The following is a 16,843-nucleotide window of genomic DNA, read 5'->3' as shown; positions in this document are numbered from 1 at the left end:
TAGGAGGATCAGCGCCAGTCGTTAGAAGGCCGTGCTCACCGGCCCCTACCTGTTATGTTCGCGAACGGGATCTGCTTCCAGCCTGAGTTAGCTTCTGCGCAACTGGGAGGTTTGGACAATCAGCTAGGGCCAAGAGCGCCAGCAAGGCGGAGCTCTTGAATTTGCGCCGCGCCGACTCCCAGTTCAGCCAAAATCTCGGCTGTGTTCGCGCCACGGTGCGGGATGGAAGTCGGATTGGCAGATGGTGTTACCGAAAAACGTGGGGCAGGATTCGGCTGCAGCACGCCATCTACGTTGCTGAAAACGTTGCGGGCCATCATATGCGGGTGGACCGCTGCTTCCTCCATCGTGAGCACCGGTGTGAAACAGGTGTCCGTATTCTCCAAAAGTTCGCACCATTCCTTCCGCGTCTTGGACTTGAAGATTGCTGCGAGCTCTTGGCTGAGAGGTCCCCAGGACTTTGGATTGTGCCTGACTTCCTCGGAGAATCGCTCCTCCTGTTCCAGCCCGAGGCGATGCAACAATTCTGCGTAGAATTTCGGCTCTTCCGCCTGCACGACGACCCATAGTCCGTCCCCGCAGACATATGCGCGATCGTAATGCCGTCCGAGCGCGCCGGGTCGCGCATTGGCAGTCGAGTAGTTATAATCGCTGGCGAGGAACGACAGCAGAAGGCTCATGAGATGCGCGGAACCATCCACCATCGCGGCATCGATAACTTGGCCGACCCCGTCCTTTCTCGCTCGCAGAATGCCAGCAAGAATGCCAATCGCTAGGTAGAGTGCTCCCCCAGCCGAATCGCCGAGGATAGTCGGGGGCGCCTCTGGAGCTATTCCGGGTTGGGTAGCCAGCCAAAGCGCGCCGGAGAGTGCCACGTAATTCGCGTCGTGTCCCGCTGCATTCGACAGCGGTCCGAACTGCCCGTATCCAGTCATGCGCCCGTAGACGAGCGCTGGCCGCCTTGCGATACAGGCTTCAGGGCCGAGCCCAAGACGCTCCATCACGCCGGGCCTGTTCCCTTCGATGAGAGCGTCGGCACCGTCGAGCAGTTCCAGAAACAGATTGACCGCCCCTGGCTTTTTCAAATCGAGTACGATTGAGCGCTTTCCGCGATTCACCAACGACCAAGGCCGAGGTGCTCCATGGTCCGCACCTGGACGCTCAACGGCGATCACGTCGGCCCCTAAGTCTGCCAGGATCATTCCGCAGAATGGTGCTGGTCCTAGTCCAACCATCTCGATGATGCGGACACCGCTTAGAACGCCCATGTACCTATATCCTCACTTGCGGCGCCCCGGCACGCTGATGCGAGGAAGCCTTCACATTCTCAATTCGAAACGAGCGGGCCTAAGATCAGATACCCTGCTCGCGCATCAACTCACGGCTGATGATACGTCTTTGGATTTCCGAGGTGCCTTCCCAAATGCGCTCAGCGCGCGCGTCACGGTAGATGCGCTCTAGTGGCAGGTCGGTCATCAACCCCATGCCGCCGCAGGTCTGGATGGCTTGATCAGCCACTCGTCCAAGCATTTCAGAACACCACACTTTCGCCATTGCACAATCTTGTGCGACGGTCGGAGACTTTTGATCCACCTTCCAGGCGGTGTTCATCAACAGAAGGTCGCCGATGCGGATATCTGTGGCCATATCCGCAAGTGGAAACCCTATGCCTTGGAAATTACCGATCGGTTGCCCGAACTGCTTGCGCCGCGCAGCATATTCAGAAGCATACTCGAAAGCTCTTTCTGCACGCGCTTGACAGACAGCTGCTACTGAAAGGCGCCCCTCTCCAAGCCATTTCGACACGAGGGCAAACCCCTGCCCTTCCTCTCCAACTAACTGCCAGCCGCCGATCCGACAATTGTCGAAATGAAGAATACTGTTGGAGTGGCCGCGGTGACCCAACTGCTGATATCCCTTTGCGACCACGAGCCCAGGCGTGTCGAGGTCGATCAGGAAACAGGAAATCCGCTTCTTGACGCCTCGTGGTGTCTCGTCCTCTCCAGTGACCGCGAAAAGGATCACGAATTGGGACCTTTGCGCGCTCGAGATAAAATGTTTCGTGCCGTTGATGATCCAATCCGCACCGTCACGCACCGCTCGGGTTTTCATGCTCCGCAGGTCGGAGCCCACGTCGGGTTCAGACATTGCGATGCAGTCGCGTTTTTCACCACTCATAACCGGCTCGAGAAAGTGTGCGACTTGCTCCCCTTCGCACGCTGCCAGAATGTTGAAAGGCCTGCGAACCGCCTCAGCAAGAGCGGTCGAGGCGCGGGAAAGCCCTTTCTCAACCAAGGTGAGGGAAACGCAGTTCAGTCCACCGCCGCCAACACTCTCTGGCATGTTGCAGGCATGAAGTCCTACGGCGATGCCCTTCCGCCGGATTTCCAACTCTAATTCGATTGGAAATTCGCCTGTCCGCTCAAGCAATTCCTCGTGCGGCATAAGTTCCTTTTCGCAAAAATGTGTAGCGGTCTTGTAGATGAGGCTTTCGTCTTCCGAGAGAGCAAAGTCCATGTCTTCTTCCTATCTGTGTCTGGGTGCTAGGTGGGGCTTTCTCCCGGTTCGGCGGATTGCGCGTTCGGAGCGCAGCAATTCGCCAAACCGAGCGAGATCTCACTTCTAGGCTAGGCTAAAAGTTGTTCCCGTTGCGTCGGAGCGGCCTTTTTTGAAAGCCGGGTGACAGCATCTACCGCAACCACACCTTTCGGGCGGACGATCAACGGGTTGATCTCAGCTTCGACAAAGGCTTCACCTAACGAGATCGCCCAATCGGACATCTTTTTGATGGCCGAGACGGCTGCTTCGACATCGCCAGCGATACGCCCGCGCCATCCGGAGAGCAGTGGATAGAGCCGCAGGCTTTGAATGGCCTCGGAAATCGTGTCCGAGGACGCTGGCAGAAGCACCGTCTTCGTGTCTCGGAGCAACTCAGCCTCCGTTCCCCCGAAGCCGACAGTCAGCGCGAGGCCGATCCCGTCAACATGGCGGATGCCCACGAGCAGCTCACCGACGCCATCTCTTACCATTTCCTCGACCAGGAAGTGCTGGATGTCGATATGTGGAGCGGTTTGCTTGAGCTTCGCAGCCATCAGGCGAACAATCTGCCAAACTTCTTCTGCAGACTGGATCTTCAGGGCAACGCCACCGAGCTCGCTCTTGTGGGCGAGCTCGGAGCTGAGAGCTTTGACGACGACCGGGAACTGCAGCTCCTCCAGGGAAACACGGGTTTCCGGTTGGACAACGATGTTTCGCGGCACACTTACACCGTGTATTGCGAGTTCCGCCTTCGCTTCGGCCTCGTCGAGAGACATGGGCTCGACTTGGCCAGTAAGGCGTGGTTCAATCAGGATTTCGTCATCGGATTTGCGAGCCAATTCTTCCGCAAGTTCGGACGCCCGCATTGCGTTCGAAACCGCGCGAATGCCGTCTTCCAGGCTTTGAAGCGGAACCAGGCCGTCCGCAATCATCTTTTCTCGGTCCGCTTTTGGAAGCAGCTCGGGAACAGTGTTGACGAACGCTGCCGGTATCTCCCGTTCTGCGGCGGCCTTTGCGAATGCGGCAGTAGTGGTTTGCCACGTTATCGGATCCCAGCCCTTCTCCGGTGGGAAGCACATGACCATGAGCGCCATATCGGGCTGATCTGAAAGATACGCACGGTAAAGATCCAGATTGTGGTCATAGCCCTCATTCTGCGCGGAAGAGATGTCCAGAGGGTTTGCCGGGTGGATGAACGGCGGCAGATACTTTTCGGTCTCGGCTGCCGCTTCGGCTGACGGCGGCTGAAGGTCCAAGCCGTTGAACTCCGAAACGTCGCTACCGAGCACCGCATAGGTTCCAGAACTGGTTACATACGCCGTGCGACGCCCCTTCACAGACGGTGCGTAAACAAGCATTTTCAGCGTTTCCAACGCTTCAAGTGGTGTACCAACCTCGACGAATCCAAGACGACGGAAGAGGGCCGATGCGACAACATCATCGCCTGCAAGTGAGGCAGTATGTGACTGTGTGGCTCGTTGACCTGCAGTTGTCCTTCCACCCTTGATAACAACCACCGGGATGTTCTTGCGAGCTGCCTTCAGCGCTGCGGCGGAAAGAACGGAGACTTCCCTGATGCTTTCAAGATACAGATTGATGGCCTTAACGCGTGGATCATCGAGAACGACGTCCATCAAATCGGCGACACTCAACATCGCCTGATTGCCAAGCCCAATCGAATAGGCAATCGGAATAGAACGATCTGCACAGCCAAGGTCTGACAGATAGGAACCACCGTTGCTTATTAGAGCTACGCAACCACCGACGTCTTGATCGCCGAAGTGATCCATCATGAAGCACGCACGGTCGGCGAAGTTCGCTACGCCCGGGCAGTTGGGGCCAATGATCGGCATTTCTCCGGCCGCCTCGACCAGTTGCCTCTGAGACTCTTCGCCGCCATGCATTTCGGAGAACCCGGAGGTGTTGCAAATTGCACCACCGGCGCCGATGCTCGCCAGCTCCCTGACAACGCCGATTAGACCGTCTCTCGGAACGGCTAAGAAAGCGACGTCCGGGTCGATCGGGAGTTCGGAGATGGTGGGAACGCACTTCACCCCAGCCAACTCGTTCCGGCGTGGGTTCACGACAAAGATTTCACCCTGAAATCCCCGGGCACGGCAGTATTCAATCGCAGGAATCATTGCGGCCCCACCGATGAAAACGGCGCTTTTTGGGGACAGCATCCGCTTGATGCGCCCGCGTCTCAATTCTCGCGCGTCTTGGTCGCTCAACATTGTGCTCCATTGATCTGGTTTGCGGTGATACTACGGCCGCTTGATTAGCCTCCATATCGCAAGCGGGCTGCTCTAGAGATCCGAAATAAACTCATTCAGCTCGTTACTTTTTTACAGCGTGAGAAGAGCTAGGCTGCGCGCACGAGTAGCGGAATGCGAAGCTCGTCTTGTCGTCGATAGGTGCCAGGGCGCACAATGGTCGAAAACGCCAGAATGCTTGCAAACTAGCGGGAGAGCAGGCCGCGGGTGCGCTCGGTCGCCTGATGATATTCCGAAGCTATCTCAGCGATCAGCTCTGCTGCAGGACGTATCTTCTTGACTGCCGCGACCGTGTGACCCGCACTCCAGATATCGCGCCATCGTTTCGGGCCCTCGCCTGCCATGTCCGCGCTGAACCGCCTTCGCGCTTCCTCGACGCTCAGCGGAATGTCGAGCTCTGCGAGGTCGAGGCCGGTCTGCAGTATGGATCTGGTAAGATAGTTGGCATCGAAGCCATTGATCGCCTTTGTGAGACGTATCTCGTCTATGCCAGAGGCGACGACCATTTCCTTATGGCCGTCTGAAGCCATGCTTTCGTGCGTCGCTATGAACGGCGACCCCATCAACGAGAAATCGCAGCCCACCACCTGGGCCGCCCAAAGGGCGTGACCATCCGAGATGCCCCCGGCCAATCCGATTGGCCCATCATAGATCGCACGAACCGCTCGAGCGAACGATAGGCCGTTCAACCATCCGGTCTGACCACCTGCGCCGGCGCTTAAAAGAACGAGGCCATCTGCACCAACCTTGATCGCCTTTTCGGCGTGCCGCATAGAAGCGACGTCCGTCAAGACTGTGCATCCGATATCGTGCAGTTGGGGAATGATCGCTTCCGGCGACCCTACGCTTGCGAGGACGATTTTGACTCGATGCTTCACCAAGATATCGACCTCAGTCTGCAGGGCTTCCGCAGACCTTCTCATCACGATGTTCGGGCAGCAGGGAGCTGATGAAGGCTCGGCACACGCCTGACCGATGATCGTCAACCAGTAGTCGAGCTGCTCGGGCGTTCGAGCATTGAAGGTTGGGAAGGCGCCTATAACACCATTACGGCAGATGGTTGAGACGAGTTCTGGCCCGGACACGCCCTGCATTGGCGCTGCGATCAATGGGATCCGCATCCGCGAGGCAATGGAAATGGGCAAGCCCATGAAATGACACTCCACGAGTGCGCCTCGATCGGCAAATCGCTCAGATCCGTTCAGCGAGCTGCAGATCTTCGCGACAGAATTCGAGGGGGCATGCTCGAGCGCAACGTGACTAATTCTCACGTGCACGTCGAAAATTTTTCTGCCACTGAATTTGACAAGCGACAGCCTATCAACGCGGCACAGCTATCGTAGAGTGAATGCTGTCGTTGTTTAGCGTTTGTGCAGCGCGCCAAAGGCTTCTCTTATCGCTGCCGCCATACCCGATACTGCTTCGCTATCAGACCGAGCGTTCCGATGCAGTACCACGCGGGACGCATCGATCTGCTGGAACCCATCTTCCTCGGTCAGTTCCCTGGCCCCAGCCGGGATGTTGCTCCGAGAGAGAGGTGCCACCGCCAAGCCTGAAAGGACTGCGAGCTTGAGTCCGCTGCTCGTATCGCTGGTGTAGACCGTCCGGAATTTGACCTTTTTTTCTTTCAACGATCCGAGGGCGTATTCAGTGCACCAGCCGGAGTTGACGTACAGGGCAATCGGCAATGGAGAGCGCACATGCGTGTTATGCTCATCGGAGGTCGCCCAAACCGTAGGGTCGATCATCAGAAGTTCGCCGCCGGAGTCTTCCTGCCAATCGAATACCACCGCCAAGTCCAGTTCTCCGGATACCACACGGTTCAGGTTCTCGGAGGAGTGCCCGTATCTGGCTGTGCAATCCACATTCGGGTGGAGCTTCGAGAATGTGTTCAACGCACGGCCTACAACGATATGTCCGTACTCTTCCGGCAATCCTATGCGAACCAGCCCTCCGAGTTGCGGTGTCTGAAATGCTGCAACCGTCTGATCCAATAGAGCTACGACGCGACGAGCATTGACAAGCAACTCTGTTCCTGACCGGGTCAGCTCCACTCCGCGACCGCCACGAGTGAACAGAGGTTGCCCGAGTATTCCTTCGAGGCGCTTTATTTGAAGGCTTACCGCCGACTGAGTTCGGCCAACTGTGTCAGCCGCGCGCGTGAAGCTGCGGGTCTCATGAACCGCCAGAAACGTACGCAAAAGATCGCTGTCCAGAGCCGCACTCATAAAATTCACTCATTGCTGCCAGAAGTTATATTCGTTTGATTCATACCCATGGCACGTGCATCCTGGGTAGGCAACGAAAGAAAACTTGGATGTCATTCCTCTCCAGAACTCAGTCAATCGGATCAAGGTATCTCCAGCACTGGAATCTGGTCGGCCGAGACACCGCCTTGGACACAGTTCTTGCACGGCACGACGACAGGCTTCTAGCTGACGCTGGACTTACCCGCGAGGCGCTCGGATTTCCCGACGCCGGTTCGCGGTCGAAGTGGAATCGGTCGAACATACCCTGGCTACTCTAACGAGTACCCCACGCCGAGGTCCTAACTCAGACTTTTTGAAGTGGCTAGCCATTACTGTGTTTGCGTCTCCGGTGGCGCGACCTCGCTCTCCAGATCCCAGTGAACTTCATCCAGCCGGAAGGCTCTAACTCAGCGGACCGAAATGCAGAATCGAGTGTTGCTGGGGGTTGCGAGCCTTTGTCTAGGCGTCTTTGTGTTTTCCCTACAGGATCCATTGGTCAAGTCGGTATCGTCCGCGTACCCTGTTTCCGAAGTGATGGCGATAAGGGCCTTGGCCTCATTTCCGATCCTCGTGGTTCTTGTCCACCTCGACGTCGGACTGGGTGCGCTGCTTACAACAAGATACATAACTCTGACCATCCGAGGATTCACGCAGTTCTTTTCGTACGCGCTTTATTACCTAGCCATCGCAGCGTTGACGCTCGCCGATGCCGTATCTCTCTTCTTCATGGCTCCGCTTTTCATAATGGGGCTCGCAAGCCCATACTTGGGAGAGCGGATTTCCATCGGAACCTTGGCTGGCGTTCTGCTCGGTTTGGTGGGGGTTCTGATAATGCTCCGCCCTGGAGCAGGTTTGCTGGACTGGGCCGCGTTTCTCTCCCTTGGATCAGCACTTCTCTATGCATTTTCACAAGTGATCGCGCGTCATATCAGCGAAACCGAATCCGCGACTACGATGGGATTCTACCAGAACGTAGCGTATCTGGCAGGATCGATCGTGTTCGCGGTTGCGTTTCGCGTGGCAGGCTTCACGCATGCAGAACACCCCAGCCTGGCATTCTTGGTTAGGCCCTGGGTATGGCCAACATCGATCGATCTGCTGAAGATGACCGCATGCGGCGTAGTTGCTTCTGCAGGAATGGTGCTTCTCTCTCAAGCCTATCGTCTAGCGCCGGCAAACCGTGTTGCAACTTTCGAATACACTGGCATGATTTGGACTCCGCTGTGGGGATATGTGTTCTTCGCGGAGTTGCCGCGCGCCACGACCCTGGCAGGCGCTCTGATCATTATCGTGGCCGGCTTGTTCGCTCTCCACGGTTCGCAGCATGTTGAAAAACGTCGACATCGAGCCATTGTTCGAGCGAAGGCTTTGGAGTCTGGTTGTCGATGCCAGCTAGACCCGCCTTAACTGTCGCTTGGGAGACCCGCGCACGGTCGTTGACGATGCTTCTGACGTCGGGAAGCGATTTCGGCGAATCGAGGTCGGAGCAATGATGATGATTCGACTTGCATGTCCTGGCGCTGCCGGCGATCGAAATCAGCAGATCGTGTATGGCAGTTCGCCGCGTCGGTCGTGATCCACGGTAATCGTGCTCTTGAGCGGCGGAACGGCGCGTTGGATGCAGTTTATCCGCTCGCAAATGCGGCATGAAACGCCGATGGGCTCGAACGCTGAGCTGTTGGCAAAATCCAGCCGGTCCGCGTAGACGAAATCGCCGGCGTCGGAGATCTCGCATCCGAGCGCGATCGCATAGCGTCGATGAGGAGAACCGTATCCACCGTCTGCCTTGGTGATTTCTGTCGCGATACTGAGATAACACACGCCGTCTGGTGTCTCGGCCAACTGGCAATCCATGCGGCCTGGGGTTTCGAACGCTTGATGAGCGTTCCACAACGGGCAAGCTGCACCGTAGCGGGCGAATTGCAACTTCGCGGCGCTATGGCGCTTGGTGATGTTGCCGGCCCGGTCGATGCGCGCGAAGAAGACGGGCACGCCCTTCAACCGAGGCCTTTGCAAGGTCGACAGGCGATGCGCCACCTGCTCAAGGCTGGCGCCGAAGCGCATTGCGAGCAGGTGGAGGTCGTGCCTTAGTTCTTTTGCGGCGGCCAGGAAGGGACGGTATGGCAACATGAGCGAACCGGCAAAATAATTCTGGAGGCCGACCCTGCATATCTCTGCCGCTTCCGGGGTACGGAAGCCCGTGCGCTCGATGATCGCATCGATTTCCGCCCGCTGCTCCAAGGCGCCGATCTGGAGTGCCATCTGAAAACTGCGCGTCGATGCAGGCGAGTAAGAGTTCAAATACAGCACGCGCGCGGAGGCGTCGAAGCGCCTGATTACCCGCTCGCCACTGGCAGCACGCGCAATGCGAACGCGATGATGCTGTTCCAGATGATCCGCCAAAGCCGTACCGACATCTCGGTCCGGCAAGCCCAAGGCCTTCGCCAGGTGCTCGGCCGCGGCGTCGAGCTCGTCAATGTAGTTGTCGACAAAATGAAAGAAGTCCCGCACTTCCTCGTAGGGTGTCGGCCCGGCAAAGGCATTGGTTCGGATCAGCTGGTCGTCGAAGCTGGCAAGCTGCTCGCTGTTTCGTCGATATGCCTGGTGACAGGTGATCAGCGCATGAGCGAGAGACGGTGCGTTTTGGGCAACGAGCTTGAGTTCCTGAAATCCGGCTGAAACACCGCCGAACACCGGATCAGCAAGTGCCTCGCTCAGTGCCGAGAGCAGCCGGTCGGCCTCGCTGCCACCGATTGAAGCGATATCCACATGGAACTTTTCGGCGAGCGCAAGAAGCACTGCGGCTGACACCGGTCGTTGGTTGTTTTCAATCTGGTTCAGATAGCTGGTCGAGATCCCCAGCCGCTCGGCGAATGCCGCCTGGGTGGCCTTGTTGGCCTCGCGCAATTCGCGTACGCGGCGTCCAATGAAGAGCTTGCCGTTTGCCATTTGCAATTTCGCATGTTGCTGTTCGCAATTTCATACATTTTGCAAGCGCACACGGTCAAGCCTTTCCCGTCCATTGCTGGCGAACTAATGCAGCGTAATTCCAGTGAGGAGCTCATGCGATTGTCCAGCAAAGCAAACCCGCATTTGAAGCAAAGCCGGCTCGCCGCGACGCCATTGCCGACGGCTTTGAACTTTGCACCGAAGGCTGACCGCTGATGCGGGCCGTTCTCGAACAACTCGAGGTGCGTCGTGCGCAGGCCCGCCTGGGCGGCGGGCAGAAGCGTGTCGATGCCCAGCATGCCAAAGGGAAGCTGACCGCCCGCGAGCGCCTCGTGGTGCTCCTCGATGAAGGCTCCTTCGAAGAATACGACATGTATGTCACCCATCGTGCCACAGACTTCGGCATGGCTGACCAGAAGGTCGCTGGCGACGGCGTGGTCACGGGCTGGGGTACGATCAACGGCAGGCTTGTTTACGTCTTCTCTCAGGACTTCACGGTGCTCGGCGGATCTCTGTCTGAGACACACGCCCAGAAGATCTGCAAGATCATGGACATGGCGGTGCGCAACGGGGCGCCGGTCATTGGCCTCAACGATTCTGGCGGCGCGCGCATCCAGGAGGGTGTCGCCTCACTGGCCGGCTACGCCGATGTCTTCAAACGCAATGTCGATGCTTCCGGCGTCATTCCGCAGATTTCGGTGATCATGGGGCCCTGCGCCGGCGGTGCGGTCTACTCCCCGGCCATGACCGACTTCATCTTCATGGTTCGGGATTCCTCCTACATGTTCGTGACCGGCCCCGACGTGGTCAAGACGGTCACGAACGAGATCGTGACCGCGGAGGAACTAGGCGGCGCGGCAACGCACACGCAAAAGTCCTCTGTCGCCGACGGGGCTTTCGAAAACGATATCGAGGCCTTGGAAGAGGTCAGGCGCCTCTTTGACTTCCTGCCGCTGAACAATCGGGAAAAGCCGCCCGTGCGGCCATTTCATGACGATCCCGAGCGGATCGAGTTGCGTCTCGACACGCTGGCGCCGGACAGCGCCAACAAGCCCTACGACATGAAGGAACTGATCACGGCAATCGCCGATGAAGGCGACTTCTTCGAGCTTCAGGCCGCCTTCGCCCGCAACATCATCACCGGATTTGTTCGCATCGAGGGCAGGACGGTTGGCGTGGTGGCCAACCAGCCCATGGTGCTGGCCGGATGCCTCGACATTGATTCCTCCCGCAAGGCGGCACGTTTCGTTCGCTTCTGCGACGCCTTCGACATCCCGATCCTGACGCTCGTCGACGTGCCAGGTTTCCTGCCGGGCACCGCCCAGGAATTTGGCGGCGTCATCAAGCACGGCGCCAAGCTGCTGTTTGCCTATTCCCAGGCGACCGTGCCGATGGTCACGTTGATCACGCGCAAGGCTTATGGCGGCGCCTACGACGTGATGGCTTCCAAACATATCGGCGCCGACATCAACTACGCCTGGCCGACCGCCGAAATCGCGGTGATGGGCGCAAAGGGGGCGGCCGAGATCCTCTACCGGTCAGAACTCGGCAATCCCGAGAGGCTTGCTGCTCGCACCAGGGAATACGAGCAGCGTTTCGCCAACCCCTTCATTGCCGCCGAGCGGGGCTTCATCGACGAGGTGATCATGCCACATTCTTCACGCAGGCGGATTGCGCGTGCCTTTGCCGCTCTGCGCGGAAAAAGCGTCGAAACGCGCTGGAAGAAGCACGACACGATCCCACTTTGAGTACGCAAAAAATGTTCAAGAAGATCCTGATTGCCAATCGTGGCGAGATCGCGTGCCGGGTGATCAAGACGGCACAGAGGCTTGGCATAGCCACCGTCGCGGTCTATTCCGACGCTGACCGCGACGCCTTGCACGTCCGGCAGGCCGATGAGGCGGTCCATATCGGTCCCGCCGCCTCGGCCCAGTCCTATCTTCGCTTTGCAAACATCCTCGATGCCGTCACCGCTACGGGCGCTGATGCGGTTCATCCGGGCTACGGTTTCCTGTCCGAGAATTCGAATTTTGCCGAAGCGCTCAAAGCCAAGGGCATCGCCTTCATCGGCCCCTCGCCCGTCGCCATCGAGGCGATGGGCGACAAGATCACCTCAAAGAAGATCGCGGCATCCGCCGGTGTCTCCACCGTACCCGGCCATATGGGCCTGATTGAGGATGCCGAGGAAGCGGCGCGCATCTCCTCGGAGATCGGCTTTCCCGTCATGATCAAGGCATCCGCCGGCGGTGGCGGCAAGGGCATGCGCATTGCCTGGAACGAGATCGAGGCGCGCGAAGGATTTCAGTCCTCACGAAACGAAGCCAAGAACGCCTTTGGCGACGACCGCATCTTCATCGAGAAATTCGTCACCGAACCACGTCACATCGAAATCCAGGTACTCGGCGATCAGTACGGCAACATCGTCTACCTGGGCGAGCGGGAATGCTCGATCCAGCGCCGCAATCAGAAGATCATCGAGGAGGCCCCCTCCCCGTTCCTTGACGAAGCAACCCGGCAGGCGATGGGAAGGCAGGCCATCGCTCTTGCCAGGGCGGTCGGCTACCACTCGGCAGGTACGGTTGAATTCATCGTCGACCGCGACCGCAACTTTTACTTCCTCGAGATGAATACCCGGCTTCAGGTCGAGCATCCGGTCACCGAACTGGTAACCGGCATCGATCTGGTCGAGGAAATGATCCGCATCGCCGCCGGCCAAAAGCTGCGCTTTGCCCAAGAAGATGTGAAGCTGAACGGCTGGGCGATCGAAAGCCGACTCTACGCCGAAGACCCGTGTCGCAATTTCCTGCCCTCGATCGGTCGTCTGACACGTTACCGGCCGCCCATTGAGGGTGCACGTGCAGATGGTTCACTGATTCGCAACGATACTGGGGTGGTCGAAGGCTCGGACATCTCGATGCACTATGATCCTATGATAGCGAAGCTCTGCACCTGGGCGCCCGATCGGCTGGGCGCAATCAACGCCATGGCTGCTGCATTGGATGATTTCGAAGTGGAAGGCATCGGCAACAATCTGCCGTTTCTCTGCGCTGTCATGGACCATCCGCGGTTTCGCGAGGGGCGGCTGAGCACAGCCTTTATCCCCGAGGAGTTTCCGGACGGCTTCACAGGTGTGTCCCCAACCGACGCGGATGAGCGCAAGCTCGCTGCGGTCGCGGCGCATATCAACTGGAAACTTCAGCACCGCAATGTCCTGATCTCCGGCGCGATGGACAATCATCGTCGCAAAGTCCCTAGCGATTGGATCGTCACACTTGGCAGCCATGCCTTCGCAATCGCGGTGCGCGATCAGGAAGATGCTACCGCGGTTTCATTCGATGACGGCTCGGTTCTCAGTGTTGTCAGCGATTGGCTGCCGGGACGGCATATCGCGCACTTTCAAATTGGCACCGAGTCCGCGTCTATCAAGACGTCAAAGTCAGGAACCGGCTACCGACTGCGCTGTCGCGGAACGGATGTTGTCGCCCATGTACGCAGCCCACCTATCGCCGAGCTTGCGCGATTGATGCCGAAGAAACAGCCGCCGGACACCTCCAGGCTGCTGCTTTGCCCGATGCCTGGTGTGGTCACCGCGATCGCCGTGTCCGAAGGAGAACAGGTCGAGGCTGGACAGGTGCTCGCCACCGTCGAGGCCATGAAGATGGAGAACGTGCTTCGCGCCGAACGGCGGGCCGTTATCAAACGGATCGCCGCCAAGGCGGGCGCAAGCCTTGCCGTCGACGAACCCATTCTGGAGTTCGAATGATGGCCGACGCCAAACTCGCCGACTGGCGCGCTCTCGCCGAACGGGAGCTGAAGGCCTCCCCAGACGCCCTGGTCTGGCGCACACCCGAAGGCATCGACGTCAGGCCGCTCTATACGGCAGATGATCTTGATGGGGCCGACCACCTCACCACGCTGCCCGGCCTGAAGCCATTCGTCCGCGGACCGCGTGCCACGATGTATGCCGGCAGGCCGTGGACGATCCGGCAATATGCGGGCTTCTCGACGGCCGAGGAGTCGAACGCGTTCTACCGCAAGGCGCTCGCCGCCGGCCAGCAGGGTGTGTCGGTCGCTTTCGATCTTGCGACGCACCGCGGCTATGACAGCGATCATCCGCGTGCCGTCGGCGATGTCGGCAAGGCCGGCGTGGCCATCGATTCCGTCGAGGACATGAAGGTTCTGTTCGAGGGCATACCGCTCAAGGATATTTCCGTCTCCATGACGATGAATGGTGCGGTCATTCCGATTCTTGCCTGCTTCATTGTTGCCGGCGAGGAGCAGGGCTGCTCGTCGTCCGAGCTTTCCGGGACCATCCAGAACGACATCCTGAAGGAGTTCATGGTCCGCAACACCTACATCTATCCCCCCGAACCCTCGATGCGGATTGTCGCCGACATCATCGAGTACACCGCAAAGGAGATGCCGAAGTTCAACTCGATCTCGATCTCCGGCTATCACATGCAGGAGGCCGGCGCGACGCTGGTGCAGGAGCTCGCCTTTACCCTGGCCGATGGGCGCGAGTATGTCCGCGCGGCGCTGAAGAAAGGCCTCGATGTCGACGATTTTGCCGGAAGGCTCTCGTTCTTCTTTGCGATTGGAATGAATTTCTTCATGGAGGCCGCCAAGCTGCGGGCAGCGCGACTTCTGTGGTGGCGTATCATGGAAGAGTTCGAACCGAAGAAGCCTTCATCGCTGATGCTGCGCACGCACTGCCAGACATCGGGCGTGTCGCTGCAGGAGCAGGACCCCTACAACAACATCGTGCGCACCGCCTATGAGGCGTTGGCCGCAGTGCTTGGTGGCACGCAATCGCTCCACACCAACTCCTTCGATGAGGCGATCGCGCTGCCGACGGAGTTTTCGGCGCGGATCGCGCGCAACACCCAGCTTATTCTTCAGCACGAGACCGGCGTGACCAAGGTCGTCGATCCGCTGGCCGGCTCCTATTACGTCGAAAGCCTGACCGCCGAGCTTGCCGAGAAAGCGTGGGCGCTCATAGAGGACATCGAGGCCATCGGCGGCATGACTAAAGCCGTCATTGACGGTTTGCCAAAACGTCTGATCGAGACGGCGGCGACCCGCCGCCAGGCGGCGATCGATCTCGGCGATGAGGTGATCGTCGGCGTCAACAAATACCGGCTGGAGACCGAAGCCGCGATCGATGCCCTTGAGATCGACAATGCGGCGGTGCGAGAGGCGCAGATCCGCCGTCTCGAACAAACAAAGCGTCAGCGCGACCCCAAGCGCGTCGACGCAGCCCTTGCCGCGCTTGGCAAGACCGCGGCCAGCGGCAAGGGCAACATACTTCAGGCCGCGGTTAAAGCGGTGCGCGCTCGCGCGACGGTGGGGGAGATTTCCGACACTCTGCGTAGCGCCTTCGGCGATCACGTGGCCGTTCCTGAGGTGACCTCGGAGGTTTACGGCGCCGCCTTCCAGAATGAGCCGGAATACCAAACCCTAACGTCCCGCATCAGGGACGTTTCCATGTCGCTTGGCGGCCAGCCGAAGCTGATGGTGGCCAAGCTCGGCCAGGATGGCCATGACCGTGGCGCCAAAGTGATCGCATCGGCGTTTGGCGATCTCGGCTTCGATGTGGTCGCCGGCCCGCTCTTCCAAACGCCGGAAGAAGCGGCAAGCATGGCCGTGGCTTCTCACGTTCATGTCATCGGAGCGTCCTCGCTCGCGGCCGGACACAAGACACTACTGCCGCAGCTCGTCCAAGCGCTGAAGGCACAAGGCGGCGAAAACATCATCGTTGTGTGCGGTGGCGTGGTGCCGCGCCAGGATTATCAGTTCCTGATGGACCACGGGGTCGCCGCTATATTAGGCCCTGGAACACACATCTTGGATGCCGCGCGCGCGGTCATCGATCTCCTGGAAGGAAGGCGTCGTAATCAATGAAGGGCCCCGTCGTCAGCGACTGCAGAATCCGGTCAAGCTGCCCCATGCTTGCATGTTTGATGCGGCCATGTCGGTAAGGACCTTCGAAATTACTCGAGCGTCCAGGGCTCTGGTCGCGATAGCCAAACGCCCGAATAATCCCGGGCGCGCGTCAAATGTAACCAGTAGGCGATCGACGCAGGGCACCACGAATTCGCCATTCGCTCGCGCCCTCGACGCCGACACTGGAAAATCGATCAGAATGCCGAACGCCGGTCTGCTTAGGCACGATAGAGGGCAAACAATGGATCGGTTCGAAGAAGTCTCCCGCGACCGGCGTGCCGCCGCGCTGATTGTCGAACCGCTCGTGCTTGGCGCCGGCGGCATGCTGATGTACCCGGCCTGGGTTCTGGCCGAACTGAAGAAGATTGCCGAAGCCTCCGGCACGCTGCTGATCGCCGACGAAGTGATGACCGGTTGGGGACGAACCGGAACCATGTTCGCCTGCGAGCAGGCGGCCATCTCTACCGACATACTGTGCACCTCGAAGGGCCTGACCGGTGGCGCCATCCCGCTGGCGGCCACGCTCGCCACCGATGCCATCTTCCAGGCCCATTATTCCGAAGACCGTAAGAAGACCTTCTTTCATTCGAGCTCATACACCGCCAATCCGATTGCCTGCGCGGCAGCGCTCGCCAATGTCGAGATCTGGCGCGACGAACCAGTGGCCGAGCGGATCGCGGCCTTGAGCGGGATGCAGGCCGCCGGGCTTCAGCGCTTTCGCGACAATGCCAACTTCACCGACAGTCGGGTGACCGGCACGATCGCGGCCCTTGATCTGCACGCCGGCTCAGCCGGCTATCTGGCCGAGATCGGGCCAAAACTGCGCGCTTTTTTCCTCGAGCGCGGACTGCTGGTGCGTCCGCTCGGCAATGTGCTCTATCTTCTGCCGCC

General features: G+C 59.0%; 11 protein-coding genes and 1 pseudogene. 6 read left to right on the top strand and 6 right to left on the bottom strand.

Annotation, left to right across the window (positions count from 1 at the left end; all coding sequences use genetic code 11):
• Window positions 1-119: 119 nt before the first annotated feature.
• The 5 genes from OHD58_RS29115 to OHD58_RS29095 all read right to left on the bottom strand — a co-directional run bounded on the left by OHD58_RS29115 (window position 120) and on the right by OHD58_RS29095 (window position 7,039).
• Window positions 120-1,268, bottom strand: a complete 1,149-nt coding sequence (locus OHD58_RS29115; protein ID WP_263807108.1) for a CaiB/BaiF CoA transferase family protein — start codon at window positions 1,266-1,268, stop codon at window positions 120-122.
• Between the two features lie 85 nt (window positions 1,269-1,353).
• Window positions 1,354-2,517, bottom strand: a complete 1,164-nt coding sequence (locus OHD58_RS29110) for an acyl-CoA dehydrogenase family protein (RefSeq protein ID WP_263807107.1) — start codon at window positions 2,515-2,517, stop codon at window positions 1,354-1,356.
• Window positions 2,518-2,627: 110 nt separating this feature from the next.
• Complete coding sequence (locus tag OHD58_RS29105) at window positions 2,628-4,769, bottom strand: acetate--CoA ligase family protein (protein WP_263807106.1); 2,142 nt, start codon at window positions 4,767-4,769, stop codon at window positions 2,628-2,630.
• A gap of 227 nt (window positions 4,770-4,996) precedes the next feature.
• Window positions 4,997-5,962 (bottom strand): NAD(P)H-dependent flavin oxidoreductase, encoded by a 966-nt coding sequence (locus OHD58_RS29100; protein ID WP_263807105.1) that lies wholly within the window; start codon window positions 5,960-5,962, stop codon window positions 4,997-4,999.
• Between the two features lie 210 nt (window positions 5,963-6,172).
• A complete protein-coding gene (locus tag OHD58_RS29095) occupies window positions 6,173-7,039 on the bottom strand; it encodes a LysR family transcriptional regulator (RefSeq protein ID WP_263807104.1) in 867 nt (288 codons plus the stop codon).
• 441 nt (window positions 7,040-7,480) lie between these two features.
• Here OHD58_RS29095 and OHD58_RS29090 point away from each other — a divergent pair, with 441 nt between their 5' ends.
• Window positions 7,481-8,467 carry a DMT family transporter gene (locus OHD58_RS29090; protein ID WP_263807103.1) on the top strand — a complete coding sequence of 329 codons (987 nt, stop codon included), beginning with the start codon at window positions 7,481-7,483 and terminating at the stop codon, window positions 8,465-8,467.
• A 129-nt stretch (window positions 8,468-8,596) separates the two neighbouring features.
• On the opposite strand, the gene OHD58_RS29085 is transcribed toward OHD58_RS29090, so the two are convergent.
• Entirely contained in the window at window positions 8,597-10,009 is a 1,413-nt protein-coding gene (locus OHD58_RS29085; protein WP_263807101.1) for a helix-turn-helix domain-containing protein, read from the bottom strand.
• A 12-nt stretch (window positions 10,010-10,021) separates the two neighbouring features.
• Between OHD58_RS29085 and OHD58_RS29080 the strand changes: the two genes are divergently transcribed.
• The 5 genes and pseudogenes from OHD58_RS29080 to OHD58_RS29060 all read left to right on the top strand — a co-directional run.
• Window positions 10,022-10,225 carry a hypothetical protein gene (locus tag OHD58_RS29080; protein WP_263807100.1) on the top strand — a complete coding sequence of 68 codons (204 nt, stop codon included), beginning with the start codon at window positions 10,022-10,024 and terminating at the stop codon, window positions 10,223-10,225.
• Window positions 10,225-11,757, top strand: coding sequence for an acyl-CoA carboxylase subunit beta (locus OHD58_RS29075; RefSeq protein WP_263807099.1), 1,533 nt, complete (start codon window positions 10,225-10,227; stop codon window positions 11,755-11,757). The genes OHD58_RS29080 and OHD58_RS29075 overlap by 1 nt, the downstream gene beginning before the upstream one ends.
• A gap of 11 nt (window positions 11,758-11,768) precedes the next feature.
• Window positions 11,769-13,772: an acetyl/propionyl/methylcrotonyl-CoA carboxylase subunit alpha gene (locus OHD58_RS29070; protein WP_263807098.1), complete on the top strand. Its 2,004-nt coding sequence runs from the start codon at window positions 11,769-11,771 to the stop codon at window positions 13,770-13,772.
• Window positions 13,772-15,910: a methylmalonyl-CoA mutase gene (gene scpA, locus OHD58_RS29065; protein ID WP_263807097.1), complete on the top strand. Its 2,139-nt coding sequence runs from the start codon at window positions 13,772-13,774 to the stop codon at window positions 15,908-15,910. The genes OHD58_RS29070 and scpA overlap by 1 nt, the downstream gene beginning before the upstream one ends.
• Before the next feature lie 277 nt (window positions 15,911-16,187).
• Window positions 16,188-16,843: pseudogene (locus OHD58_RS29060) on the top strand (aminotransferase class III-fold pyridoxal phosphate-dependent enzyme); the annotation flags it as partial.

Origin of the sequence: Mesorhizobium sp. ZC-5, from assembly GCF_025753855.1 — a bacterium.
Taxonomy (GTDB): domain Bacteria; phylum Pseudomonadota; class Alphaproteobacteria; order Rhizobiales; family Rhizobiaceae; genus Neomesorhizobium.
The sequence above is the reverse complement of the archived record's forward strand: the minus strand, read 5'-3'. Positions and strand labels throughout refer to the sequence as shown.

Coding starts and splice junctions, on each gene's coding strand:
- OHD58_RS29115 (WP_263807108.1), bottom strand. CDS start 1,268: ATGGGCGTTCTAAGCGGTGTCCGCATCATCGAGATGGTTGGACTAGGA.
- OHD58_RS29110 (WP_263807107.1), bottom strand. CDS start 2,517: ATGGACTTTGCTCTCTCGGAAGACGAAAGCCTCATCTACAAGACCGCT.
- OHD58_RS29100 (WP_263807105.1), bottom strand. CDS start 5,962: ATGGGCTTGCCCATTTCCATTGCCTCGCGGATGCGGATCCCATTGATC.
- OHD58_RS29095 (WP_263807104.1), bottom strand. CDS start 7,039: ATGAGTGCGGCTCTGGACAGCGATCTTTTGCGTACGTTTCTGGCGGTT.
- OHD58_RS29090 (WP_263807103.1), top strand. CDS start 7,481: ATGCAGAATCGAGTGTTGCTGGGGGTTGCGAGCCTTTGTCTAGGCGTC.
- OHD58_RS29085 (WP_263807101.1), bottom strand. CDS start 10,009: ATGGCAAACGGCAAGCTCTTCATTGGACGCCGCGTACGCGAATTGCGC.
- OHD58_RS29080 (WP_263807100.1), top strand. CDS start 10,022: ATGTTGCTGTTCGCAATTTCATACATTTTGCAAGCGCACACGGTCAAG.
- OHD58_RS29075 (WP_263807099.1), top strand. CDS start 10,225: ATGCGGGCCGTTCTCGAACAACTCGAGGTGCGTCGTGCGCAGGCCCGC.
- OHD58_RS29070 (WP_263807098.1), top strand. CDS start 11,769: ATGTTCAAGAAGATCCTGATTGCCAATCGTGGCGAGATCGCGTGCCGG.
- scpA (WP_263807097.1), top strand. CDS start 13,772: ATGGCCGACGCCAAACTCGCCGACTGGCGCGCTCTCGCCGAACGGGAG.